Raw genomic sequence first — 21612 nt, 5'->3', positions numbered from 1 at the left:
GGGTGTGGCGCGGACCGCCGTGGTTCGTGCCCGGCCTTCGCGTACGGGGGCAGTGACGGGGGACCGGGCAGTCCGTGGTTTCACGCCCGTAGGCGTGTTGTTTCGATTGGTTTTACGCCCAGTCTCGGCGGGATGTCAACACATTCGGGCATCGCCGTCGGTGCGGAAGCCGGATGAGGCTTTCCCTTGCTTTTTCGGCCGGGGCGCGTATGGTCGGGCTGCATCAGACGTAAACAGACATGAACGGACCCAATCCCACATGTACGCTCCCGAGCGGCAGCAACAGATCCTCCGCCTCGCCCAGGAGCGGGGCAGGGTGGACGTGCCGGCACTGGCCGAGGACTTCGGCGTCACCCAGGAGACCATCCGGCGTGACCTGAGCGCCCTCGACCGGGCCGGCCTGCTGCACCGGGTGCACGGCGGCGCACTACCCGTCGGCGCACTGCACCTGGAGCCGGGCCTGGCCGAACGGGACTCCACCGCCGCTGCCGAGAAGGAGCGCATCGCCAAGGCGGCCCTGGCCCTGCTCCCGAGCGAGGGCAGCGTGATCCTGGACGCGGGGACGACCGTCTCGCGGCTGGCCGGACTGCTGCCCGCCGACTGCGCCCTCACGGTCGTCACCAACGCCCTCCCCGTCGCGGCCCGGCTCGCCGATCACCCAGGGCTCTCCCTCCACCTGATCGGAGGGCGGTTGCGTCACCGCACCCACGCCGCCGTCGAGGCCTGGGCGCTGCGCGACCTGGCCGACATCCACGCGGACGTCGCGGTGGTCGCCACCAACGGCTTCTCCCCGGAAGGCGGTCTGTCGACGCCGGACCTCGCCGAGGCGGCCGTCAAACGGGCCATGCTCAACGGTGCCCGACGGGTGGTCCTGGTGGCCGACTCCGCCAAGTTCGGCGTCCGCCATTTCGCCCGGTTCGGTTCTCTGGACCAGGTCGACGTCCTGGTCACGGACACCGGGCTGACCGACGAGCAGGCCGCCGAGGTCGAGAACCACGGACCGGAAGTCATCCGCGCATGATCGTCACCATCACCCCGAACCCCAGCCTCGACCGTACCTACGAGCTGGGAACGCTCGCTCCGGGCCAGGTGAACCGGGCCGCGCACGACCGGCTCGACCCGGGCGGCAAGGGCGTCAACGTCGCCCGTGCGCTCACGGCCGCCGGGCACCGCACCCGTGCAGTCCTGCCCCTGGGCGGATTCTCCGGGCAGTTGCTCTCCGATCTGTTGCGCCGCCAGGACATCGAGGTCGCGGCGGTCACGATCACCGGCGACACCCGGATCAACGTCTCGATCGCCGAGGACCGCGGCAGGCTCACGAAGATCAACGCGGTGGGCCCCGAGCTCAGCGCCGCCGAATCGGCCGCGTTGCTGGCGCTCGTCCGCGACGACTGCACGGGCGAGGACGTGGACTGGCTGGCCTGCTGCGGCAGCCTGCCGCGCGGACTGGGGCCCGAGTGGTACGCCGAGGTGGTCGCGCAGGTGCACTCGGGTGGCGCCAGGATCGCCCTGGACACCTCCGGGCCCGCGCTGCTGGCCGCGCTCTCGGCCCGCCCCGACGTGGTCAAGCCCAACCGGGAGGAACTCGCCGAGGCCGTGGGCCGCCCGCTCGTCACCGTCGGTGACGCCGTGGACGCCGCCGGGGAACTGCGCAAGCGCGGCGCCCAGCAGGTCCTGACCAGTCTCGGCGCGGACGGGATGTTGCTGATCGCCGAGGAGGGCAGCTGGTTCGGCAGCGCTCCGGTCGCCACCGTCCGCAGCGACGTGGGAGCGGGCGACGCCTCACTCGCGGGCTTCCTCGGAGCCGGTGGTACCGGCCCCGAGGCACTCGCGGCGGCCCTGGCGCACGGCGCCGCCGCCGTACAACTGCCGGGGAGCGTCATGCCGACCCCGGCCGACCTGGACCCGACCGCAGTGGCCGTGACGGCGGACATCCCGCTCGCACGACCGCTTCACGGTTGAGAACACCCTCCTGACAGGACGGACGCCGACGGACGAGCGTCGAGCGCGGGTACCGGAACGGCCGCGGATCACAGCAGGCCGAGCGGACACCGCCCAGGCGAACGTCCGGCGTCCGCGCCGGAGGCGACCACGCCCGACCGTGTGGGACGGAAGGGCGGCCATTTCCCGGGGGCAAGGGAACACCGTCAGCCACCAGTTGAAGGATTGACACGATGAGTGACACCAGCGGACTGATCACACCCGCACTCGTTGACCTCCACCTCGCCCCCGAGGACAAGAGCGAAGCTCTGCGCGCACTCGCCCAACGGCTGGTCGCCGAGGGGCGGGTCACCGACCTCGACGGCTTCCTCGCCGATGTCGCCGCCCGCGAGGCCCAGGCCCCGACCGGGATGGGTGACGGAATCGGCATCCCCCACTGCAGGTCACCCCACGTCACGCGGCCGAGCCTGGCCTTCGGCCGCAGCGCCCGAGGGGTCGACTTCGACGCCCCGGACGGACGGCCCGCCGACCTGATCTTCATGATCGCGGCACCGGCCGGTGCCGACGACACCCATCTGCGGATCCTCGCCGCGCTCGCCCGCCGGCTGATGGACCCCGCTTTCACCGGCGCCCTGCGCGAGGCCGAGAGCCCGGGCGCGGTCGCGGCCCTGGTCAACGCCGAGGACGCGCCGGCCGCCGCTGCCGAGACGACCGCCGGCGACGGTGGGCTGCGGCTGGTCGCGGTGACCTCCTGCCCGACCGGCATCGCCCACACCTACATGGCCGCCAAGGCCCTGGAACTGGCCGCCGCCCGGGCGGGTGCGCGGATTCAGGTCGAGACCCAGGGCTCGGCCGGGACGACGCCGCTGCCCCCCGAGGTGATCGCGGCCGCCGATGCCGTGATCTTCGCCCATGACGTCGAGGTCCGGGACCGCGCCCGATTCGCCGGCAAGCCGACCGTGGACGTGGGCGTCAAGGCCGCCGTCAACCGCGCCGACGACCTGATAGCCCAGGCCGCCGGGCTGGTCACCGGGGCCGGTGGCGGCGCGGCCGTTCCCGGCCCGGTGGCCGCGCCGAGCGCACCGGCGGGGGAGCACTGGGCCCAGCGGCTGCGCGTGTACCTGATGACGGGCGTCAGCTACATGATCCCGTTCGTCGCCGCCGGCGGTCTGCTGATCGCTCTCGCCTTCGCGATCGGCGGTTACCGGATAGCCTCCGCCCCGTCCGTACCGGGTCACTTCGAGTGGACCTCCTCGCACAGTTGGGCGGCGGTGCTGTTCCAGACCGGCAAGGCGGCCTTCGGCTTCCTGGTCCCGATCCTCTCCGGCTACATCGCCTGGGCGATCGCGGACCGGGCGGCACTGGCCGCCGGCATCGCCGGCGGTGCCGTCTCGGTGGCGGTGGGCGCGGGTTTCCTCGGCGGCATTGCCTCGGGCCTGATCGCGGGCTTCCTGGTGCTGTGGATGATCCGCTGGAACGTGCCGCGGGCGATCAAGGGCATCATGCCGGTGGTGGTGATCCCGCTGCTGTCGGTGGCGGTGGTCGGCTTCCTGATGTTCGTGGTCGTCGGCTCACCGATCGCCTCGGCGATGCACGGCCTGACCGACTGGCTGAACGGCCTCTCCGGCTCCCACGCGATCCTGCTCGGCGCGGTGCTCGGCGCGATGATGGCCTTCGACATGGGCGGCCCGCTCAACAAGGTCGCCTACACCTTCGCCGCCGGTGCGCTCACCGCCGCCGGTACCGCCCCGGACGCGGGCAGTCTCAAGGTGATGGCCGCCGTGATGGCCGCCGGTATGACCCCGCCACTGGGCATGGCCTTGGCGACCGCCGTCCGGCGTGGGCTGTTCACCCCCGAGGAGCGGGAGAACGGCAAGGCCGCCTGGGTGCTCGGCGCGTCGTTCATCACCGAGGGCGCGATCCCGTTCGCGGCGGCCGACCCGCTGCGGGTCATCCCGGCGGCCATCGCCGGCAGCATGACCGCCGGCGGCCTGGTGATGGCCGTCGGCTCCACCCTGCGTGCCCCGCACGGCGGAATCTGGGTACTCCCGCTGATCGGCAGCCCGTTCCTCTACCTGATCGCCATCGCGGCGGGCACGGTGGTCACCACGGCGGTGGTGGTCGTACTGAAGGAAATTCGGAAGCCCGCCACCGAGGCGGCCCCGGACTCCCTCGTCGCCGACGGGAAGCCGGCCACCCTTTGAGTCGATTCCCGTAGGGGCCGAGTTCGCCGTGCCCGAGCCCGCCGCCCGGAGGCGGGCGCGGGTGCGGGTCCGCGGGGCCCGCGCCCGGGAAAACGCTTGGACTGCTCGGGTGTGCTTGCAGGACACTGCGAATCCTCGCCGGTCCTACGACGCGGGGTTGACATGGCATCGCTCGAATTACGCGAAGGTTCGCCGGGCACGGACACGGACACGCACACGAGAACGGGCGCGACGCTTCTCGCCCTCCGGTACTACGGACGGGAGTTGGGCCGCCTCAAATGGCTGACCCTGCCCGCGATGTTGCTGCCCGCCATGGGCAACATCGGCATCAACTACATCGCGCCGCTGGTCGTCGCGAAGCTCATCGCCCACATCGCGGGGGGCGGCGGCGCCGGCATCGGCCCGATGCTGCCCTACGTCCTGTGGTTCGGCGGGACCCTGCTGCTCGCCGAGGCGCTGTGGCGCGTGGGACTGCACTGCCTGAACCGCCTTGACGCCCGAGGCATCGAGAGCCTCTACGTGATCGGCATGGACGAGCTCTTCGCCAAGGACGCCGCGTTCTTCCACGACAACTTCGCGGGCTCGCTGACCAAGCGGGTCCTGAGCTTCGCCTCCCGCTTCGAGGAGTTCGTCGACACGCTGACCTTCTCCGTCATGGGCAGCTTCGTGCCGCTGGCGTTCGGATCGGTGGTGCTGTGGCACTACGAACCGCTGCTCGTCGTGGTCCTGCTGTCGATGATCGCGTTGACGGCGCTCTGCGTGGCGCCGCTGATCCGTCGGCGCCAAGGGCTGGTCGGCAAGCGTGAGGAGGCGATCGCCCGGGTCTCGGGCCACGTCGCGGACAGCCTGATGAACATCGACACGATCCGGGCCTTCGGAGCCGAGGAGCGCGAGGCCGCCGAGCACCGGTCGCGGGTCGCCGAGTCGCGGCGGCTCACGCTGCGCTCCTGGGACTACGGCAACCTGCGCATCGACACGCTGGTCGCGCCGATGTCGGTGGTGACCAACGCGCTCGGGCTGCTCCTCGCCGTCACTCTCGCCGGCTCCGGCCACGGCGTGGAGGCCGTCGTCGTCGCCTTCACCTACTACTCCAACGCGACCCGGATCATGTTCGAGTTCAACCAGATCTACCGCCGCCTGGAAAGCTCGATGACCGAGGCCGCCCAGTTCACCGAACTGCTGCTGGAGCGGCCGACGGTGCTCGACCCGCCGTCCCCCGAGCCGCTGCGGTCCGCGACCGCCGCCGACGTGCGCTTCGAGCAGGTGACCTTCGCCCACGCGGGTGCCAAGCCGCTCTTCGAACGCCTCGACCTGAGCGTGCCCAGCGGGACCAAGATCGGCCTCGTGGGCCGCTCCGGCGGGGGCAAGACCACGCTCACCCGGCTGCTGCTGCGCATGACGGACATCGACTCGGGCCGCATCATGATCGGCGGGCAGGACATCAGCAGGCTGCGCCAGGCCGACCTGCGCAGCCTGATCGCCTACGTGCCGCAGGACCCGGCGATGTTCCACCGCACACTGCGGGACAACATCGCGTTCGCCCGGCCGGCCGCCACCGACGCCGAGATCCGGCGTGCGGCGGAGGCCGCGCACGTCACGGAGTTCGCCGACGGGCTGCCGGAGGGGTTCGACACCATGGTGGGCGAGCGGGGCGTCAAGCTGTCCGGCGGGCAGCGCCAGCGGGTCGCCCTGGCCCGGGCGATCCTTCGCGACGCGCCGATCCTGCTCCTCGACGAGGCGACCAGCGCCCTGGACTCCGAGAGCGAGATCCTCGTCCAGGACGCGCTGTGGCGGCTCATGGAGGGGCGGACGGCGCTCGTGGTGGCGCACCGTCTGAGCACGGTCGCCACGATGGACCGCCTCGTCGTCCTCGACCGCGGCCGGATCATCGAACAGGGCACGCACGAGCAACTGCGCGCCTCGGGCGGTGCCTACGCGAAGCTGTGGCAGCACCAGTCGGGCGGCTTCCTGGAGGACCCGGTCTGAGGCCCGGGGCCCCGGCTCCGGCTCCCGGGCGACCGGGAGCGCCGTCAGGCCCCGGTCAGGGCCTTGAGCGCCGTGTTGAGTTCCAGGACGTTGACGCGGGGTTCGCCCCTGAAGCCGAGGGTGCGGCCCCGGGTGTGGTCGGCGACGAGGCGTTCCACCCGTCGCACGTCGAGCCCGTTGCGCTCGGCGACGCGGTGGACCTGGAGTTCGGCGTAGGCGGGCGAGATGTCCGGGTCGAGGCCGGAGCCGGAGGAGGTGACGGCGTCCGCCGGCACGTCCCGCGGTTCCACTTTGTGGTCGGTCGTGGGGTTGGCAGATCGCCGAGGACCCCGAAGCGGGTCTCCTCGCACATGTCGGTGCTCAGAACCTCTCCGGGTACACGAGGGCGAGGACGAGGTAACCGAGCAGGGAGACGGCCACCACGAGGCCGACGACGTTCTCGACGGTCACAGCTTGGTCACCCCCCGGGCGACGAGGGCCACCAGCGCGAACACCGCGACCGCGGCGAGGACGAAGGCCACATCGGCCATCGAGAACTCCTGGGGGAAGAGGGGGGAAAGGATCCGGCCTTGTCGGCCTGGGACGAGCCAACCTCGTCCCGGTGTCCGGATCGCACGTCCTTGACGCCCTCCTGACGGGTGCGGGGGCGGCCTTGACGGCCTTCATACGCGCCGCTCCCGCTGCGGCGGTCACCCTCGCATTCGAAGGCGGCGGAAGGTCAGGCGTTAAGAATATGTCAGGATCGGACCCCGGTCGGGCAGGAATGTTCAGGTTGCGTACGCTGACTCAGCCGTCGAGGTGATGGCCGATTTCATGCGTACGACAGGAGCACCACGATGGCCACCCCTGCCCGCACGCCACGCCTGCGCGCGTGGCTGCTGGAAGGCTTGACCGACCGCCCCAAACAGCAGGTCCACGCCGAGCACGAGGGCCGCCCCTGGTGGCGCGTCATGTGTCTCACCGGTCTCGACTACTTCTCCACCCTCGGCTACCAGCCCGGCATCGCGGCCCTCGCCGCCGGCCTGTTGTCGCCGGTCGCGACCATCGTGCTCGTCCTGCTCACCCTCTTCGGCGCGCTGCCCGTCTACCGGCGGGTGGCCGAGGAGAGCCCGCACGGCGAAGGCTCCATCGCGATGCTGGAACGGCTGCTCTCCTTCTGGAAGGGCAAGCTCTTCGTCCTGACCCTGCTCGGCTTCGCGGCGACGGACTTCCTGATCACCATCACCCTCTCCGCCGCGGACGCCACCGCGCACATGGTGGAGAACCCGCACCTGACCGCGACGCTCCACGGCCACGAGGTGGTCATCACGCTGCTGCTGGTCGCCCTGCTCGGGGCGGTGTTCCTCAAGGGGTTCAGCGAGGCCATCGGCGTGGCCGTCGTCCTGGTCGGCACCTACCTCGCCCTGAACGTCGTCGTCATGGCCGTCGGCCTGTGGGAGGTGGTCTCCCGGCCGCACGTCGTCGTCGACTGGTCGCACGCCCTGACCGCCGAACACGGCAACCCGTTCATGATGATCGCCATCGCGCTCGTCGTCTTCCCCAAGCTCGCGCTCGGCATGTCGGGATTCGAGACCGGCGTCGCCGTCATGCCGCACGTACGGGGCGACGGGGACGACACGGCCGACAAGCCCGCCGGACGCGTCCGCGGCACGAAGAAGCTCCTGACCACCGCGGCCGTGATCATGAGCGTCTTCCTCATCATCAGCAGCTTCATCACCACCCTGCTCATCCCCGCCGAAGCGTTCAAGCCCGGGGGCGAGGCCAACGGCCGGGCCCTGGCGTACCTCGCCCACGAGCACCTCGGCTCCGCCTTCGGCACGGTCTACGACGTCTCGACCATCTGCATCCTGTGGTTCGCCGGCGCCTCGGCGATGGCCGGACTGCTCAACCTGATGCCCCGCTACCTGCCCCGCTACGGCATGGCCCCGCAGTGGGCGCGGGCGCTGCGCCCGATGGTGATCGTGTTCACCCTCGTCGCGTTCCTCGTCACCTGGCTCTTCGACGCCGACGTGGACGCGCAGGGCGGCGCCTACGCCACCGGCGTCCTCGTCCTGATCACCTCCGCCGCCGTCGCGGTGACCATCGCCGCCCGCAAGGCCGGACAACGCGGCTGGACCATAGGCTTCGGCCTCATCTCCTCGGTCCTCCTCTACACGACCGCCGTCAACGTCTTCGAACGCCCCGACGGCGTGAAGATCGGCGCCTGCTTCATCGCCGGCATCATGGCGCTCTCCCTGCTGTCCCGACTCGCCCGCGTCTTCGAGCTCCGGGTCACGCACGTGGAACTCGACGCCCTGGCGCAGCGGTTCGTCCGCGACGCCGCCGACCGCACGATCCGCTTCGTCGCCAACGAGCCCGGCAGCCGCGACGAGGCGGAGTACCGGGACAAGGTCCGGCAGATCAACGAGGACAACGACATCCCGACCGGTGACGACGTCGTCTTCGTCGAAGTCACCGTCCTGGACGCGTCCGAGTTCGAGTCGGGGCTGCGCGTGCGCGGCGAGGTGCTGCACGGTCGCTACCGGGTCCTGACCCTGGAGAGCGCCAGCATCCCCAACGCCTTGGCCGCGCTGCTCATGCACGTACGCGACGAGACCGGGCAGCGCCCGCACATCTACTTCGAGTGGACGGAGGGCAACCCGATGGCCAACTTCCTGCGGTTCTTCCTCTTCGGCCAGGGGGAGGTCGCCCCGGTCACGCGCGAGGTCATCCGCGAGGCCGAACCCGACCGGCAGCGCCGCCCCCACGTCCACGCCGGCTGAGCACCACCCGGCGCCCCGCGCACCGAGGGGCGGTTCAGGTTGCCACGGAACGCCGCGCCCCGCATCCGCAGGCGGCTCCGGCGGGGGACGCGACCGCCTCGACCTGCGGGACGCGGGGCGCGGCGCCATCATGAGGGAGATCCCACCCCAGCTTCGTCAGGAGCCTGTTGTGTTCGAACGCCAGCCCCGCAACGACCGCATCGAACTTCCCGTCGCCGCCGCGGCCGACGCCCTCCGAAGCGCGGTCGGCAGGGCCGGGGAGACCCGGCGGCGCTACCACGCCGCCGGGGACTACTGGTTCAACGAGGAAGGCGCCGACGGCCGTCACGAGGGCCACGGCCACAGCCGCCCCGGCCCGGGCCACTGAACCGAGGCCGCCCGCGGAACGAGCCGTCCTCCGCGGCGCAAGGCGGCGGGCACGGCGTGGGGCAGGGCCCGGGAGGCGAGGCCGATGGCGGCACCCGCCGCGACATCGCTGGGGTAGTGGGCACCGCTGTGGACCCGCTCGACGGCGAGGGCGGCGGCCGCCCCGGCGCACAGCGCACCGGCCGCCGGCCACTTCTCGGTCACGGCCGCGGTGAAGGCGACCGCGGCGGCGGTGTGTCCCGACGGGAAGGACGAGGAGTCGGGCCGCTCCCGCACCTCGTCCGCGCGGAACCATTCCGCCGGCGGCCTCTCCCTGGCCACGAGCTGTTTGACGACGGCGTTGGACAACACCTCGGCCACCGCCATTCCCGTCAGGCCCGCCACCGCGGCCGCGCGTCCGCGCCGACCGCCCGTGACGGCCAGCAGCAGGGCGACGCCCCACCACAGTTTGGTGCGCCGGGCCGCGCCCTCGACCGTGGACAGGGTGCGCCGGGCCCAGAGCGCGTCCCAGCCGGCCACGCGCCGGGTGAGACGCCGCTCCGCGGCCTGTAGCCTCGGCAGGGCGCTCGTCACGCGGTCACGGACTCTCGGTGCCGCCGGGCCGGGTGGCCGCCTCGTCGGCGGGGGTGCGGGGTACCGCCCCCTGCGGGTCGGCCGTCCGGGGCGAGGCCTGTCGGAGGCGGTCGATGAGCCGGGAGGCCTCCGCTTTGGTGAGCGTCCCGGGGACGTCCTCCCCGGCCTCCCGGGCAAGGGTGTGCAGATAGCTCAGCTGGGGACCGGTGGCCGGCTCGTCGCCGGTGACCCACTCGTCGACGTCCTTGTCCGGCTGCTGTTCGTTCGGGTTCAGGTCGGTCATAACGTCCGACTACCCCGCTCGTCGGCCATGCCATCTCCGACGTCGGGGAAATCTCGCGCGCCGCATCAGGGGGTGGGCGGTCGGACCGGGTCGGGTGGGTCTACGGGTGGTAGGTGACCTTCGCGACGCGGTCCCGCCGGGGGCGGACCGCGGGGCGGGGGCTCATCGCGAAGTGGGCGTCCAGGCCGGTCAGGCGCAGCAGCCGGATCACCCGGGGCGCCGGCTCCGCGAGGACGAGCCGGTCCTGGCCGAGGCTCAGACGGGCCCGCAGCAGGATGTTGACCAGGGCCGCGCCGGCGAAGCTCACATCCCTCAGGTTCACCAGGACGGGCAGGGGTTGGCGGGGGGAAGCCGCTGCTTCCAAGGTGCGTCGCAGGGGGTCGACCGTGTCGAGGTCGACCTCTCCGCTGACCGTGATGACCCACGCGTTCTCGGTCCGGACAGTCGTGACGCTCAACAGGTCGTTGTTCAGGTGGTGGATACGAGTCGTCGGCACAGATGGCCTCTCATGGGCTTACGGCGAGGCCGACCGGACGGTCGTCTCCCGCTTCGGGTCCTGCGGCGTCGCCACCTCTTGGGCGATCGGTGCGCAGTCCGGCCTGGATGCACGACCAGGATCTCCACGCTAGCGATATAGTTTCCACATGGCAACAATTGCAGGTGGGGGCGGGCGTACCGGGGGCCCCGGTTCCGGGGCCGGGACGCGGCGGGGACCGGCTCAGGCGATGTCCGGCAGCCCGGCGGGGGAGCCGGGATCGTGGCGGGGCACCCCCATGCGGGCGCCGGCGGCGTCCTCGAAGGCGGCGAGCCCCAGGGCGAGGGCGGCCAGCTGCGCCGGGGGCATGGAGGCCAGTACGTCGGTCACCTCGCGCCGGCGAAAGGCGCGGATCTGATCGAGGGTGTCCTGTCCCGCCCGGGTGAGGTGCAGTTCGATCTCGCGCGCACTGTGGGCGCTCGCGGTCCGGCGGAGCAGCCCGACGGCTTCGAGTCGATCGCACAGGCGGCTCACCGCCGACGGACGGGAGCCCAACGCCTCGCTCAGCGCCCGGAGATTGGTGCCCTGGTTCGCTTCGATGACGAAGAGCGCGCGCAGCTGGGACGGGGGGACCGAGCCGATCGACACCGCTTCCTGCCCGCGGGCCCACAGCACGTCGAGCAATTGCGAGACCGTGCTCAGGGCATGGGCTGCCGCCAAGTGGTCGGGGTGGTGGCCGGACGCGGGCATTGGCCTACTGTGTCATCCCGCACCCTGCCCCAGCCATCCCGGCAGCTCCCGGCCGTCGCCCCGGCCGCCGGCGAGGCTGCCCCCGGCCCCGCTCGCCCGCTCCATCCGCACCGACCGCCGACCCCCGTGACCCGCCACCGTGACCTTCGAACCCTGTCACCCTCGACCACCGTGACCCCCCAGAGAGCCTGACCCGACGATGACGAACTTCCTGGCTGTCGAGCGCGCCCTGCGCGCCGCCGCTCCGCACGCGCTGGTCGAGGCGGCCCGTTCCGCCCTCGCGACCCACTACGGGGCGTATGCCGTGGAACTGCTGATGGCCGACTACAGCCTCGCCACCCTGCACCCCGTCACCGCCGTACCCCGTTCGGCCGCCGCGCTGTCCGTCCACGGCACCGTCGCGGGCCGGGCCTTCGGAAGTCAGGCCCCCTGCCAGGAGGACACCGGCCCGGGCATGATCGCCCTGCACCTGCCGGTGACCGTCCGAGGGGACCGGCTCGGCATCCTCTCGGTGTCGCTGCCCGGCGAACTGTGCACCCCCGAGTCCCGCGGCGATCTCGCCGAGATCGCCGGCCTGCTCGGGCACGAGGTCCTCGTCGCCGAGCGGGACACGGACATCTACCTCCAGGCGCGCCGCGTCAGCCGGCTCACCCTGGCCGCGGAGATGCAGTGGCAACTGCTGCCGGCCCGCGCCTGCGCGCGGGCCGAGTACTCCATCGGCGCCCAGTTGGAGCCCGCCTACGCCATCCACGGGGACAACTTCGACTGGGCCAGTACGGCCGAGAACCTCACCCTCACCATCACCAACGGCATGGGCGAAGGCATCCAGGCGGCCCTGCTGACCAACCTCGCGGTCAACGCCCTGCGCAACGCCCGGCGCGCCGGCATCGGCATCGCGGACCAGGCCGCCCTGGCCGACCTGGCCCTGTACTCCGCCCACCGGGGCGAATCGTACGTCTCCACCCTCCTGCTCTCCTTCGAGCTGGCCACGGGCCGGGTGCAGGTCGTCGACGCCGGCTCACCGCAGCTGTGGCGCCAGCGGGACAAGGCCGTGGAGCGCGTCCCCTTCGAGGCCCAGTTCCCCCTCGGCATGTTCGACCAGTCGGAGTACGCGCTCCAGGAGTTCCGCGTCCTGCCGGGCGACCGGCTGGTCTTCGTCAGCGACGGGGTCTACGCCGCCTCCTCGCCCGGGGGCGAGGCGTACGAGGAGCAGGCGCTGGCACGGGCGATCGCCTCCGCCGCCCTTCTTCCCGCCACGGAGGTCCCGACCGCCGTCCTGCGGGCACTGCGGGACTACCGCGACGCCGACGCGGACGACGACGCGCTGGTGGTCTGCCTCGACTGGCACGGCCGCGGCGCTCTGTCCGCGGCCTGAGCGGAGGCGACGGCACGGGGACCGCGTCGATGGAAGACGTAAGAGCAGGCATGGACGGATTCGCCCCGGGCAGGCCCGTGGCGGAGGTGGATGACCATGGTGCCGCTGCTTCTCGTTCTTCTGCTCGTGCTGATCCTCTTGGGCGCCGGCTTCGCCATCAAGATCCTCTGGTGGATCGCGCTGGCGGTCCTGGTGATCTGGCTGATCGGCTTCGTGGCCAGGCCGCGTGGTGGTGGCGGCGGCCGCTGATACCACTGGTAGCCCGTATCCCCTACCCCGTCCCGCAGGCCAGGGGCCCGGCCGGTGGGGGGCGGGCCCCTTTCCGTGAGGCCCTTTCCCGAGGCCTTTCCGCCAGGCCCTTTCCGTCGGGCCGGGTTTCCGTCGGGCCGGGCCGCCGCGGACCTACCACTCCGGGTGGACCTCGTAACTGTCGTACCGCACGCCGCCCGCGCTGACCCAGGGCCGCAGGCGGCCCGGTCCGCTGTCGGTGTGCGAGTAGGAGACGGGTTCCCCCGTGTCGTCCGTGACGATCACGGCCCCGGCCCGTTGGGCGCTGCGCAGGGCGTGCGTCCAGTGCCGCCCGCGCCTGCCCGTGCGGTAGTCGGGAACCTTGCAGTCGGCCATCACCGATCACGCACCACTCCGCCGTCGTCTGCGACTGGACGGTTGTGGTACCCGTTTCCAAGCGCGTTCCACCCTGAGTCGGTTATGTCTTTTTTATGCCGTTTTGGGGTTCGGCGCGGCCGGGCGGGTACGCGCGGGTGGAGGACGGATTGATTGGCTTCGATCGACGAGGAGAAAAGCCTTGACTGACATCCAGGACTCAGGCCGCCGTCCGGCCGGTACGCCGGCGGCGGCAGCGCGAACGGCCCAGGACACACTGGGCGAGAGCGCCGCGAAGGTCGGCGACAAGGCGACCGACGTGGCCCGGACCGCCAAGGAGCAGGCGGGGCAGGTCGTCGACGAGGCCACGAGCCAGGCCAAGGACCTCATCGGCGAATTCAAGGGCCAGCTCCAGGACCAGGCGGGGACCCAGACGCGCCGCCTCGCCGGGAACGTGCGCCGGCTCTCCGACGAACTGAGGGAGATGAGCGAGAACAGCGGGTCCGGTTCCACGGCGGCCGGACTGGTCGGCCGCGTGGCGCAAAGCGGCCACCGGGTCGCCGACCGCATGGAGGAACGTGGCCCGGAGGGCCTGGTGGGCGACCTCCAGGACTTCGCCCGGCGCCGCCCCGGCGTGTTCCTCGCGGGCGCCGCACTGGCGGGCTTCGCCGCCGCGCGCGTGGTCCACGGGCTGGGCGCGGCGTCGTCCTCCGGGACCGGGCCGCGCGCCGTCCCGGCGGCGGGGAGCGACGGGTCCGCCGCCCCCGCGCCCGCGACGCCCGCCGTCGCGCCCACCGCGGACGGCAACGGCGCGCCGCCCGGCACCGGCCGAGGGGCCTACGGCGATCCCCTCGACACCTACGGACAGTCGCAGCCACCACATGTGACGCCGGCGCCGCAGGGCGCTCCGGCCCCGCCGATGTATCCGCCCGGCTCCCCCTCGGGAACCGGCGGCCCCCACCCGACGGAAGGCGGCTGACCGTGGCCATCTCCGCACACGAACGGCCGCCGGCGCCGTCGACGCCACCGCGGTGGGCCTCCGACGACCGGCGGTGGACCGAGTCGCAGACCGAACCGTCGATCGGAAACCTGATCTCCGAGATCGGCGCGGACCTGTCACACCTGGTCCGTGACGAGATCGAGTTGGCGAAGGCCGAGATCAAGCAGGAGTCGACGAAGGCGGGCAAAGCGGTGGGGATGCTGGGAGGCGCGGGCTACGCCGGTCACCTGGCCCTGTTGCTGGGCAGCCTGACCATCGTCTTCGCCCTGGCCCATGTCATGGACATCGCGTGGGCGGCTTTGATCGTCACAGCCGTGTGGGCGGTGGCCGGCGCGATCCTCTACGTCAACGGACGCAAACAACTGCGGACCGTAAACCTCAAGCCCGAGCAGACCGTGGAAGCGGTGAAGGAGGACGTCCGATGGGCACGACACCCGATCAGTTGAGAACCGATGTGGAGTACAGGCGTGCCCACTTGGCGCGCAACGTCGACCTCCTCGCCGACAAGGTGACGCCGCGCCGCGTGGCGCAGCGTCGGGTCGGTTCCGTGCGACGGGGCCTGGGCGGGGTGAAGGAGCGCGTAATGGGCACGGCGCACGAGACCGCACAAGGCATCACCGACAGCACCGGTCAAGCGGTGGAGAACATCGCGGACACCGCCAGGGAGGCGGTGGGCGGCGTGAGCGAGACCCTCCAACAGGCGCCCGCACAGGCGCGGAGGCAGACGCAGGGCAGCCCCCTGGCCGCCGGCCTCATCGCCTTCGGAGCCGGTCTGCTCGCCGGAGGCCTGTTGCCGAGCACCGAGGCGGAGGAGCGGGCGGGACGCCACCTGAGGGAGCACGGACAAGACTTGCTGGAGCCCGTGAAGCAGACGGCTCTGGGGGCGGTCCAGGAGGTGGGGGACGAACTGCGCGAACCCGCCGGCGAGGCGGTCGAGTCCGTCAAGTCCGCCGCGCAGGACGCCGTGTCGACCACCCGGGACCAGGCCAAGGACGCGGGCCAGGAGACGGCCGGGGAACTGCGCCGGGCCGGCCGGGAAACGGCGGAGCAGGCCAAGGCCGCCGCGACCGGCGCAGACACCACCGACGCGCCCGGTTCCACGAGCCGGGAGAGCGCCGAGGACGGTCCGGGCTACATGACCTGACGCGCCGCGTACGTCCGCGTCCCCCGGCCGAAGCGGCCGGGGGACGCGGACGTACGCGGCCCGCCCCGAAGGGACGGGCCCGTGGGCTGCCCGGGTCAGACGATCCGCCAGCGGGCCATGGCCCAGGAGAACGCCCCGAACAACATCAGCCCTATGGCCACCGCCACCAGCAGCCACGGCCCGGCGGGCGTCTGCGTCAACGTGCGCAACGTGTCGTCCATGCCCTTGGCCTGCGCGGGGTCGTAGCGCACCGCCGCGTGCACCGCGAAGGCCCCCGCCGCGGCGAAGACCGTACCGCGCGCCACACCGCCCGCCACGCCGAGGAGCTCGACGGCGCGACGCCACTGGGGGGAGAGACGGCTCAGGTTCATGTGCTTGCGGAACTTGCGCCGCACCGCCCGCACGGCGGTGACGACCCCGCCCACGACAAGGGCCGCGCCGACCGCGCCGACCAGCCATTGGCCGCCGGGCCACCCGAGGACCTTCGCCGTCACGTCACGCGACTGCTCGTCGCTGGACCGGGTGCCGCCCGAGCCGGCCGCGAAGGAAAGGACCGAATACGCGGCGGCGGCGTAGAACACCGCCCGCGCCGCCGAGGCCAGTCGCTTCGTGGCGGCGTCGCCCTTGGGGCCGGCGGCGCCCAACGCGACCTCGGACAACCGCCAGAGCATCATGCAGACCAGCCCGATGCCGACGGCCCAGACCAGGAAGGGGCCCAACGGCTTCCCGGCCAGTTCCTGCAACGCGCCCTGCCGGTCGGCTTCCCGGCCGCCGCCGGTACCCAGACCGACCCGTACGGCCAAAAGCCCGGTCAGTGCGTAGAGCACGCCCCGGGCCACCAGCCCGCTGCGCGCCGTGACCTCGCGGGCGGCGCCGCCGCTGGAGACGGCGCGCACCCCTTCGTCCGCCACCGTGGCGCTCACCGGACCGGACCTCGCGGCGCGAGGCGCCGGACGTTCCCCTCTGCGTGCCACATCCCTCAACCTTCCCCGTACGGTCGGTTTGCGTTTTCGGACAGCGGAAGCCGCCGTACCGGCCCGTCGGGGCCTCGGCCGGGCCGTTCGGCGCTGCGGGGAGGCAGCCGTCGGTGCCCGGTGTGCCGGGAGGGGCGGGTACGGCAGCGGGTCGTGCCGGTTGTGTGTCGTGTCGATTCGGTTGTCCGCACGCGGCACCCGGGGGGAGGGGGTGCCGCGTGCGGACGCCGATCCCGGTGGCCTGCCACACCGCTCGAAGCGCCAGCCCACCGACATCAAGCCGTATGGCCCCGATCGGGGGACGCAAACGCGGCTTCGCCGCTTTCTTTTCCCCATGTGATCGGACCCTCCGATCAGCGGCCCGTCGGCTGCTTCAAGGCCGCGCGGCCGGGCAGACGTCAGCAACGATCTTGCGGAACGACAGGGGGGCGATGCGCCGATGACCACTCCGACCCGGCCCATACCCGCGACCGTGCGCACGGCGGGGCGCGGCTCCCGATTCAGCCTGCGCTCGACCGCCCTGTGGTTCGCCGTCGTGGCGCTGCTCGTGTGCGGCGCCGGCTTCGCCGTACGGGTCCTGGCGGCAGCCGCCGCAGCGCATCCCCTCTTGGCCGTCCTCACCACGGCCGGCTGCGTCGCGGTCGGGTGGAGCTCCGTCCGCGCGGGACGGCGGGTGCGGCTGCGGCGGGCGGCACGCCGTGCGGCGCGGGCGCTGGACCACGCAGCGGCGGAACTGATGGAGCCGGCGCCCGTACCCGTGCCGGTCGCACCCGAGCCGTACCCGTCGGCCGAGGAACGGGCGGATTACGCCGCGGTACCGGACCCGGCGGACTACGACGCGCTCGACGGCGACGCGTTCGAGGGGGCCGTCGCCGAGCTGTGCGAACGGGACGGCTGCCTCGACGTACGCGTCGTAGGGGGCGCGGGGGACCTGGGCGCCGACATCGTCGCCATCGCCCCCGACGGGCGGCGCGTCGTCATCCAGTGCAAGCGCTACTGCGCCACCAACAAGGTCGGCTCCCAGGACATGCAGCGCTTCGGCGGCACCTGCTTCGTCGTCCACGAGGCCGAGGTGGCCGCCGTGGTCACCACCAGCGACTTCACCGCCCCGGCCGTCGAGTACGCGGAGCAGTGCGGCATCCTCTGCTTCGACCGGCAAGCCCTCCACGCCTGGTCCACGGCCACCGGCCCCGCCCCCTGGGCCTGCGTACCCGCGCCCCAACCTCGGGTGGCGGGTTCGTAGCGGGTCCGGTCGGAGCCGACCCGCGGGGGCAGCGGTACGCGGCGCTCCAGCCGGGCCCCCGGACCGGCCGGCGGAGGGGACCGTGCGGCCGCCCGGGAGCGGGGCGGCCGCACGGGGAGGCGGTCAGAGGCGGGCGAGGATCGCGTTCAGCTTCTCGACCTCCGCCGACTGGTTCTTGACCACGTCGTCGGCCAGCTTCCTCGCGTCCGCGTTCACGCCGTCGCGCTGTTCGGCGCGGGCCATCTCGATCGCCCCGTTGTGGTGCGCGACCATCAGGCGGGCGAACTTCTTGTCGAAGTCCGTGCCCCGGGCGGCGTCGAGGTCCTTCATCTCCCGGTCGGACATCATCCCGGTCGCGCCCGAGCCGTCGTGCGCACCGGAGCCGTGGTCCATGCCGGGCATGGCGGTGTCGGATTCCGGCTTGCCCCAGGCCGCGAGCCAGGACCGCATGGTCCGGATCTCGGGGTCCTGCGCGGTGCGGACCGCTGCCGCGAGCGTCTTGATCTCGGTGTCCCGGGCCCGCCCGTCGGCGAGCGCGGACATCTCCACGGCCTGCCGGTGGTGGGGGATCATCCGCTGCGCGAACGTGACGTCGGCGGAGCCGAACGCCGCCCGGGAAGCGGTGGGGGCGCCGTGCTCCATGCCGCCCGTCGTGCCGCCCCCGCCCCCGCAGGCGGCGAGGAGCAGCCCGGCGGCGGTCGCGGTGGCGGCGAGGGAGATACGGCGTCCGAGGGTGGTGTCGGGCATGGTGAAACCTCGCTGTGTCTGATCTGCGTGAGGGTGGACGAACGGGGTCCCGCGGGCAGGATGGACCGGCCCGCGGCGGCGTTCGGCCTATATGCGCAGGATCGACAGGAGCGCGAGATCGGATATCAGTGGTGGGGGGCGCGGGGCCGGCGCGGTCACCGCGCCCGAACGCGGGCGCGCGGGCCCGCGAACGGCGCGGCCCAGGGCGGCGCGCAGCAGTACGAGGAGGATCGCGGCGCCCAACACGGCCACGCAGAGGGAGGCCATGTCCATGCGCATGCCGGGGTCGTGCGGCGCGGCTCGGGGACCGTCGGCCGGCGCGGCGACCGCCATCGCGGTCGCCGCGTGCGCGGTGCGCTGGTCGGCCCGGTGCGCGGACGGTTGCGCGGAGGGATGGGCGGTCGGGCTGTCGGGGTGCCCGACCGAGTGCATCACGAGGACACCCAGCGCGAGCATGATGATCAGGAGCAGATGCCCCCAGGCACCCACCGCCCGTCCACCCTGCCTCGCGCTCACTCCGGCGACCTCCCGGAGGCCGACGATACCGCCCCCGCCCCGGGCAGGGGTTCAGGGCCTCGGGGTGGGGGCGCGGTGGTGTCACGCCATCCAGAAGAAGACCGCCGTCATGCGCTTCTCCTCCAGGGTGGTGCCGCTGTAACCCGTGGCCGTGTGGATGAGGTTGGCGGAGTAGAGCAACAGGCGGTTGGCCTTGTGGGGGACGCGCACGTCCTCGACGAAGGAGTCGGGGGAGACGAAACGGGTTCCCAGGGCGTCGACGAGGTTGTTGTGCGGGGCCGCCACCTGGTTGCCGCCGAGACTGCCGCCCGCGAGCCGCTGGCGGTAGAAACTCGTGCCGCAGTCCTTGGGGACCAGGGGATTGAGGTAGAGCACGGCCGCGTAGCGGCACAGGGTGCGGGAGTCCGTGTGGGGGCGCGGTTCGCACTCGCCCGCGCCGACGACCTGGACGCAGTTGTGGTTGAAGGTGCCGCCCCCGGCGGGTGCTTCGGCCCAGATCTTCGGGGCACCGGTCGCCTTGCGCACCAGGCGCTCGACATGGGCGAGTTCGGCCGGCTCCAGCGCGGGCATCGTGCGCAGCCCCGGCCAGCTCTCCGGCTTGTGCGGGTAGCCCTCCGTCCAGTCGTCCCTGGCCAGGCAGCGCTGCCGGACGGCCTCCGGGTCCGGCAGCACGTCGTCGAGTATCCAGTAGTCGCGGCCTCGGGTCGGCTTGCGGTAGGGGAGTACGGGCAGGGGTGGGGGTCTCAGAGACATGGAGGGGAACGTAGTTGCCGGGCCCGGTGCGCTCACCTGGGAAGGGGTCAACCTTGGGTCAAGGGTTCCTCATGCGGAGTTCCCCGCGCCGGGGCTCCTCGGGACCGGGCTCCCCGCAGGGGCGGCCGGCGTGCAGTTCCAGGGGCCCGGTGCCCTGGGCCAGGGCGGTCAGGCAGGCCTCGATCTGTCGGCGCAGCAGGGGCTTGACGAGGCCGCGCAACTCGCCCCGGTCCGCCGTGCGCCAGCCCAGCAGCTCGCCTCGCGGCAGGCGGATGTCCGCGAGTTCGGCGGGGTCGAGCACGCCGCCGTCGTAGAGGAAGCGGATACGGGCCGGACGTCCCCGCTTGTGGGCCCAGTTGATCGCGAGCAGACGTCCGGGAGCGCGGTCCAGGCCGGTCTCCTCGCGCACCTCGCGCGCGGCGGCGGTCCGCGGGGTCTCTCCGAGGTCGCTCTCCACGCCGCCGCCCGGCAGGATCCAGCGGCCCGGCTTGCCGTAGGCGGGGCGCACCAGCAGGACGCGACCGGCGGGGTCGGTGAACACCACGCTCGCGGCGGTGACGGCCTTGGGGCGCGACGCGCGGTGTGCGGCGGCGTCGAAGGCGCCCGCGTGCTCCAGTTCGGCCCGGCGGGCGGGGTCGAGCCCGGCGGGCGAGCCCGGTTGGGGGCTGCCGTCCGCCAAGTGCGCGAAGGAACCGGCGTGCAGGGCGGCCAGGGCGGCGCGCAGTCGCCGGGAGGCATGGGCGGGGAGCAGTTCGTGGGCCTGCTCGGGCGTCAGCCAGTGCGCCCCGGTGATCCCCGCGCCCCCGTGGGCGATCGAGGCGGCCCGCGCGCCGGCGAGCGGGCCCACGAGGTGGACGTGCGTGACGAGGGACCGCCCGAGCGCGCCGGGCCGGTGGGAGTCGACGGCGAGGAGCCGACCGACCGTGGCCTCCAGGCCCAGCTCGTCGCGCAGCCACCGGCCCAGGGCCGCTTCGGGCGTCTCGGTGTCCGTCACCGCGGCGTCCGGCAGCTCGAAGGCGTCCCCCCGGGCGGTGGCCAGTACGAGGACCCGCCCGTGGGGGTCGAGGACGATCCCGGTGGCGGTCAGGAGCGGGGCGCGCCGGGCGGCGTGGTCGGCGCCCGCCCCACCGGCGCTCGGGCGGGGCGGCGGAGGGCGGTCCGGTGGAGGGCGGTCCGTTGAGGGGCGGTCCGGCACTCGGGCTCCTGGTGAAGGGGGAGGGTGGGGACGGGAAACCATTGTGGCCGCCCGGCGATGGGGAGCGGTCAGGCGCGGGCCAGCAGCATGCCGCCCATCGTCACCATCGTGGCCGCGACGAGCCCGTCCAGGACCCGCCATGCCGCCGGCCGGCCCAGCACGCCGCTCAGCAGCCGGGCGCCGTAGCCCAGGGTGGTGAACCAGGTCAGGCTCGCCACCCCGGCGCCGACGCCGAAGGCCCACCGCAGATCGCCCCGATCGGCGGCCAGGGAACCCAACAACAGGACGGTGTCCAGGTAGACGTGCGGGTTGAGCCAGGTCATCGCCAGGCAGGTCAGCACGGCCCGGCGGGCGGAGCCGACGGCGGCGCCGTCCGTGCCGAGCGCCGCGCCCGGAACGGGCCGCAGGACGCGTCGGGCGGCGAGCACCCCGTAGCAGACCAGGAAGAGGCCCCCGGCCAGACCGACGACCGTGAGCGCGGCCGGCCAGGCGGTGACGAAGGCGCCGACGCCCGCCACCCCCAGGACGATGAGGACCAGATCGGACACGGCGCAGATGGCCACGACCGGGAGCACGGCGTGCCGACGCGCGCCTTGGCGCAGGACGAAGGCGTTCTGCGCGCCGATGGCGACGATGAGGGAGAGGCCGGTGCCGAAGCCCGCGAGGGCCGCTGTGGTGGTGCCGTGTGTCATGCGTCCGACCGTAGACGGCGGAACTTGCGC

24 protein-coding genes and 1 pseudogene are annotated in these 21612 nt (G+C 72.8%); 12 read left to right on the top strand and 13 right to left on the bottom strand.

What is annotated here, in order from left to right; genetic code table 11:
- Nucleotides 1–259 precede the first annotated feature (259 nt).
- From E6R62_RS08965 to E6R62_RS08950, 4 genes are all read left to right on the top strand, one after another.
- On the top strand, nt 260–1021 hold the full coding sequence (locus E6R62_RS08965) for a DeoR/GlpR family DNA-binding transcription regulator (protein ID WP_136212791.1): 762 nt from the start codon (nt 260–262) through the stop codon (nt 1019–1021).
- The gene (gene pfkB, locus E6R62_RS08960) at nt 1018–1962 is read left to right on the top strand and encodes a 1-phosphofructokinase (RefSeq protein WP_136212790.1); all 945 of its coding nucleotides are present in this window, start codon (nt 1018–1020) and stop codon (nt 1960–1962) included. The genes E6R62_RS08965 and pfkB overlap by 4 nt, the downstream gene beginning before the upstream one ends.
- Nucleotides 1963–2174: 212 nt before the next feature.
- A complete protein-coding gene (locus E6R62_RS08955; RefSeq protein ID WP_136212789.1) occupies nt 2175–4145 on the top strand; it encodes a fructose-specific PTS transporter subunit EIIC in 1971 nt (656 codons plus the stop codon).
- Between the two features lie 162 nt (nt 4146–4307).
- Nucleotides 4308–6131, top strand: a complete 1824-nt coding sequence (locus E6R62_RS08950; RefSeq protein WP_136212788.1) for an ABC transporter ATP-binding protein — start codon at nt 4308–4310, stop codon at nt 6129–6131.
- A 44-nt stretch (nt 6132–6175) separates the two neighbouring features.
- Here E6R62_RS08950 and E6R62_RS08945 read toward each other — a convergent pair.
- Together E6R62_RS08945 and kdpF are read right to left on the bottom strand one after the other, a co-directional pair.
- Nucleotides 6176–6427, bottom strand: a pseudogene (locus tag E6R62_RS08945) (potassium-transporting ATPase subunit C); the annotation flags it as partial.
- A gap of 64 nt (nt 6428–6491) precedes the next feature.
- Entirely contained in the window at nt 6492–6581 is a 90-nt protein-coding gene (gene kdpF / locus E6R62_RS08940; RefSeq protein ID WP_037860493.1) for a K(+)-transporting ATPase subunit F, read from the bottom strand.
- Nucleotides 6582–6967: 386 nt separating this feature from the next.
- Between kdpF and E6R62_RS08935 the strand changes: the two genes are divergently transcribed.
- Nucleotides 6968–8893 carry an APC family permease gene (locus E6R62_RS08935; protein ID WP_136212787.1) on the top strand — a complete coding sequence of 642 codons (1926 nt, stop codon included), beginning with the start codon at nt 6968–6970 and terminating at the stop codon, nt 8891–8893.
- A gap of 169 nt (nt 8894–9062) precedes the next feature.
- Complete coding sequence (locus E6R62_RS08930) at nt 9063–9260, top strand: hypothetical protein (RefSeq protein WP_136212786.1); 198 nt, start codon at nt 9063–9065, stop codon at nt 9258–9260.
- Here the strand turns inward: E6R62_RS08930 and E6R62_RS08925 are convergent.
- The 4 genes from E6R62_RS08925 to E6R62_RS08910 all read right to left on the bottom strand — a co-directional run bounded on the left by E6R62_RS08925 (nt 9218) and on the right by E6R62_RS08910 (nt 11340).
- A complete protein-coding gene (locus E6R62_RS08925; protein WP_240801560.1) occupies nt 9218–9832 on the bottom strand; it encodes a phosphatase PAP2 family protein in 615 nt (204 codons plus the stop codon). The two genes, E6R62_RS08930 and E6R62_RS08925, sit on opposite strands and share 43 nt — an antisense overlap.
- A 4-nt stretch (nt 9833–9836) precedes the next feature.
- A complete protein-coding gene (locus tag E6R62_RS08920) occupies nt 9837–10115 on the bottom strand; it encodes a DUF3072 domain-containing protein (protein WP_136212785.1) in 279 nt (92 codons plus the stop codon).
- A gap of 100 nt (nt 10116–10215) precedes the next feature.
- Entirely contained in the window at nt 10216–10611 is a 396-nt protein-coding gene (locus E6R62_RS08915; protein WP_136212784.1) for an STAS domain-containing protein, read from the bottom strand.
- Nucleotides 10612–10833: 222 nt separating this feature from the next.
- Nucleotides 10834–11340: a MarR family winged helix-turn-helix transcriptional regulator gene (locus tag E6R62_RS08910; RefSeq protein ID WP_136212783.1), complete on the bottom strand. Its 507-nt coding sequence runs from the start codon at nt 11338–11340 to the stop codon at nt 10834–10836.
- Nucleotides 11341–11539: 199 nt separating this feature from the next.
- Between E6R62_RS08910 and E6R62_RS08905 the strand changes: the two genes are divergently transcribed.
- Nucleotides 11540–12715 carry a PP2C family protein-serine/threonine phosphatase gene (locus tag E6R62_RS08905; protein ID WP_136212782.1) on the top strand — a complete coding sequence of 392 codons (1176 nt, stop codon included), beginning with the start codon at nt 11540–11542 and terminating at the stop codon, nt 12713–12715.
- Nucleotides 12716–12805: 90 nt separating this feature from the next.
- Nucleotides 12806–12964, top strand: a complete 159-nt coding sequence (locus tag E6R62_RS08900) for a hydrophobic protein (protein WP_136212781.1) — start codon at nt 12806–12808, stop codon at nt 12962–12964.
- 153 nt (nt 12965–13117) lie between these two features.
- Here the strand turns inward: E6R62_RS08900 and E6R62_RS08895 are convergent, their stop codons facing one another.
- Nucleotides 13118–13339 (bottom strand): hypothetical protein, encoded by a 222-nt coding sequence (locus E6R62_RS08895; protein WP_136212780.1) that lies wholly within the window; start codon nt 13337–13339, stop codon nt 13118–13120.
- 181 nt (nt 13340–13520) lie between these two features.
- On the opposite strand from E6R62_RS08895, the gene E6R62_RS39450 reads away from it, so the two are divergent.
- The 3 genes from E6R62_RS39450 to E6R62_RS08880 are packed head-to-tail and all read left to right on the top strand — an operon-like array spanning nt 13521 to nt 15462.
- Entirely contained in the window at nt 13521–14297 is a 777-nt protein-coding gene (locus E6R62_RS39450; RefSeq protein ID WP_168714006.1) for a hypothetical protein, read from the top strand.
- Nucleotides 14298–14299: 2 nt separating this feature from the next.
- On the top strand, nt 14300–14764 hold the full coding sequence (locus E6R62_RS08885; RefSeq protein ID WP_240801559.1) for a phage holin family protein: 465 nt from the start codon (nt 14300–14302) through the stop codon (nt 14762–14764).
- Nucleotides 14740–15462 carry a DUF3618 domain-containing protein gene (locus E6R62_RS08880; protein ID WP_136212778.1) on the top strand — a complete coding sequence of 241 codons (723 nt, stop codon included), beginning with the start codon at nt 14740–14742 and terminating at the stop codon, nt 15460–15462. Before E6R62_RS08885 ends, E6R62_RS08880 begins: the two co-directional genes overlap by 25 nt.
- 95 nt (nt 15463–15557) lie before the next feature.
- On the opposite strand, the gene E6R62_RS08875 is transcribed toward E6R62_RS08880, so the two are convergent.
- Complete coding sequence (locus tag E6R62_RS08875; RefSeq protein ID WP_240801558.1) at nt 15558–16385, bottom strand: DUF1206 domain-containing protein; 828 nt, start codon at nt 16383–16385, stop codon at nt 15558–15560.
- A gap of 490 nt (nt 16386–16875) precedes the next feature.
- Here E6R62_RS08875 and E6R62_RS08870 point away from each other — a divergent pair, with 490 nt between their 5' ends.
- Nucleotides 16876–17679, top strand: a complete 804-nt coding sequence (locus E6R62_RS08870) for a restriction endonuclease (RefSeq protein ID WP_136212776.1) — start codon at nt 16876–16878, stop codon at nt 17677–17679.
- A 123-nt stretch (nt 17680–17802) separates the two neighbouring features.
- Here E6R62_RS08870 and E6R62_RS08865 read toward each other — a convergent pair whose 3' ends face one another.
- The 5 genes from E6R62_RS08865 to E6R62_RS08845 all read right to left on the bottom strand — a co-directional run bounded on the left by E6R62_RS08865 (nt 17803) and on the right by E6R62_RS08845 (nt 21582).
- Nucleotides 17803–18426, bottom strand: coding sequence for a DUF305 domain-containing protein (locus E6R62_RS08865; RefSeq protein ID WP_136212775.1), 624 nt, complete (start codon nt 18424–18426; stop codon nt 17803–17805).
- An 87-nt stretch (nt 18427–18513) separates the two neighbouring features.
- Nucleotides 18514–18942, bottom strand: a complete 429-nt coding sequence (locus E6R62_RS08860) for a DUF6153 family protein (protein WP_136212774.1) — start codon at nt 18940–18942, stop codon at nt 18514–18516.
- Between the two features lie 81 nt (nt 18943–19023).
- On the bottom strand, nt 19024–19695 hold the full coding sequence (locus tag E6R62_RS08855) for a DUF6445 family protein (RefSeq protein WP_136212773.1): 672 nt from the start codon (nt 19693–19695) through the stop codon (nt 19024–19026).
- Nucleotides 19696–19753: 58 nt separating this feature from the next.
- Nucleotides 19754–20890 (bottom strand): NUDIX hydrolase, encoded by a 1137-nt coding sequence (locus E6R62_RS39445; RefSeq protein ID WP_168714005.1) that lies wholly within the window; start codon nt 20888–20890, stop codon nt 19754–19756.
- 68 nt (nt 20891–20958) lie between these two features.
- On the bottom strand, nt 20959–21582 hold the full coding sequence (locus tag E6R62_RS08845; protein ID WP_136212772.1) for a LysE/ArgO family amino acid transporter: 624 nt from the start codon (nt 21580–21582) through the stop codon (nt 20959–20961).
- Nucleotides 21583–21612 lie beyond the last annotated feature (30 nt).

The organism is Streptomyces sp. A1136, from assembly GCF_004795055.1.
In the GTDB taxonomy this organism is placed as follows: Bacteria; Actinomycetota; Actinomycetes; order Streptomycetales; family Streptomycetaceae; genus Streptomyces.
The sequence above is the reverse complement of the archived record's forward strand: the minus strand, read 5'-3'. Positions and strand labels throughout refer to the sequence as shown.

Bases quoted from the DNA above. Each gene is read 5' to 3' on its own strand.
- pfkB (WP_136212790.1), top strand. From the start codon at position 1,018: ATGATCGTCACCATCACCCCGAACCCCAGCCTCGACCGTACCTACGAG.
- E6R62_RS08965 (WP_136212791.1), top strand. From the start codon at position 260: ATGTACGCTCCCGAGCGGCAGCAACAGATCCTCCGCCTCGCCCAGGAG.
- E6R62_RS08880 (WP_136212778.1), top strand. From the start codon at position 14,740: ATGGGCACGACACCCGATCAGTTGAGAACCGATGTGGAGTACAGGCGT.
- E6R62_RS08900 (WP_136212781.1), top strand. From the start codon at position 12,806: ATGACCATGGTGCCGCTGCTTCTCGTTCTTCTGCTCGTGCTGATCCTC.
- E6R62_RS08955 (WP_136212789.1), top strand. From the start codon at position 2,175: ATGAGTGACACCAGCGGACTGATCACACCCGCACTCGTTGACCTCCAC.
- E6R62_RS08895 (WP_136212780.1), bottom strand. From the start codon at position 13,339: ATGGCCGACTGCAAGGTTCCCGACTACCGCACGGGCAGGCGCGGGCGG.
- E6R62_RS08920 (WP_136212785.1), bottom strand. From the start codon at position 10,115: ATGACCGACCTGAACCCGAACGAACAGCAGCCGGACAAGGACGTCGAC.
- E6R62_RS08870 (WP_136212776.1), top strand. From the start codon at position 16,876: ATGACCACTCCGACCCGGCCCATACCCGCGACCGTGCGCACGGCGGGG.
- E6R62_RS08935 (WP_136212787.1), top strand. From the start codon at position 6,968: ATGGCCACCCCTGCCCGCACGCCACGCCTGCGCGCGTGGCTGCTGGAA.
- E6R62_RS08865 (WP_136212775.1), bottom strand. From the start codon at position 18,426: ATGCCCGACACCACCCTCGGACGCCGTATCTCCCTCGCCGCCACCGCG.
- E6R62_RS08855 (WP_136212773.1), bottom strand. From the start codon at position 19,695: ATGTCTCTGAGACCCCCACCCCTGCCCGTACTCCCCTACCGCAAGCCG.
- E6R62_RS08910 (WP_136212783.1), bottom strand. From the start codon at position 11,340: ATGCCCGCGTCCGGCCACCACCCCGACCACTTGGCGGCAGCCCATGCC.
- E6R62_RS08845 (WP_136212772.1), bottom strand. From the start codon at position 21,582: ATGACACACGGCACCACCACAGCGGCCCTCGCGGGCTTCGGCACCGGC.
- E6R62_RS08905 (WP_136212782.1), top strand. From the start codon at position 11,540: ATGACGAACTTCCTGGCTGTCGAGCGCGCCCTGCGCGCCGCCGCTCCG.
- E6R62_RS08950 (WP_136212788.1), top strand. From the start codon at position 4,308: ATGGCATCGCTCGAATTACGCGAAGGTTCGCCGGGCACGGACACGGAC.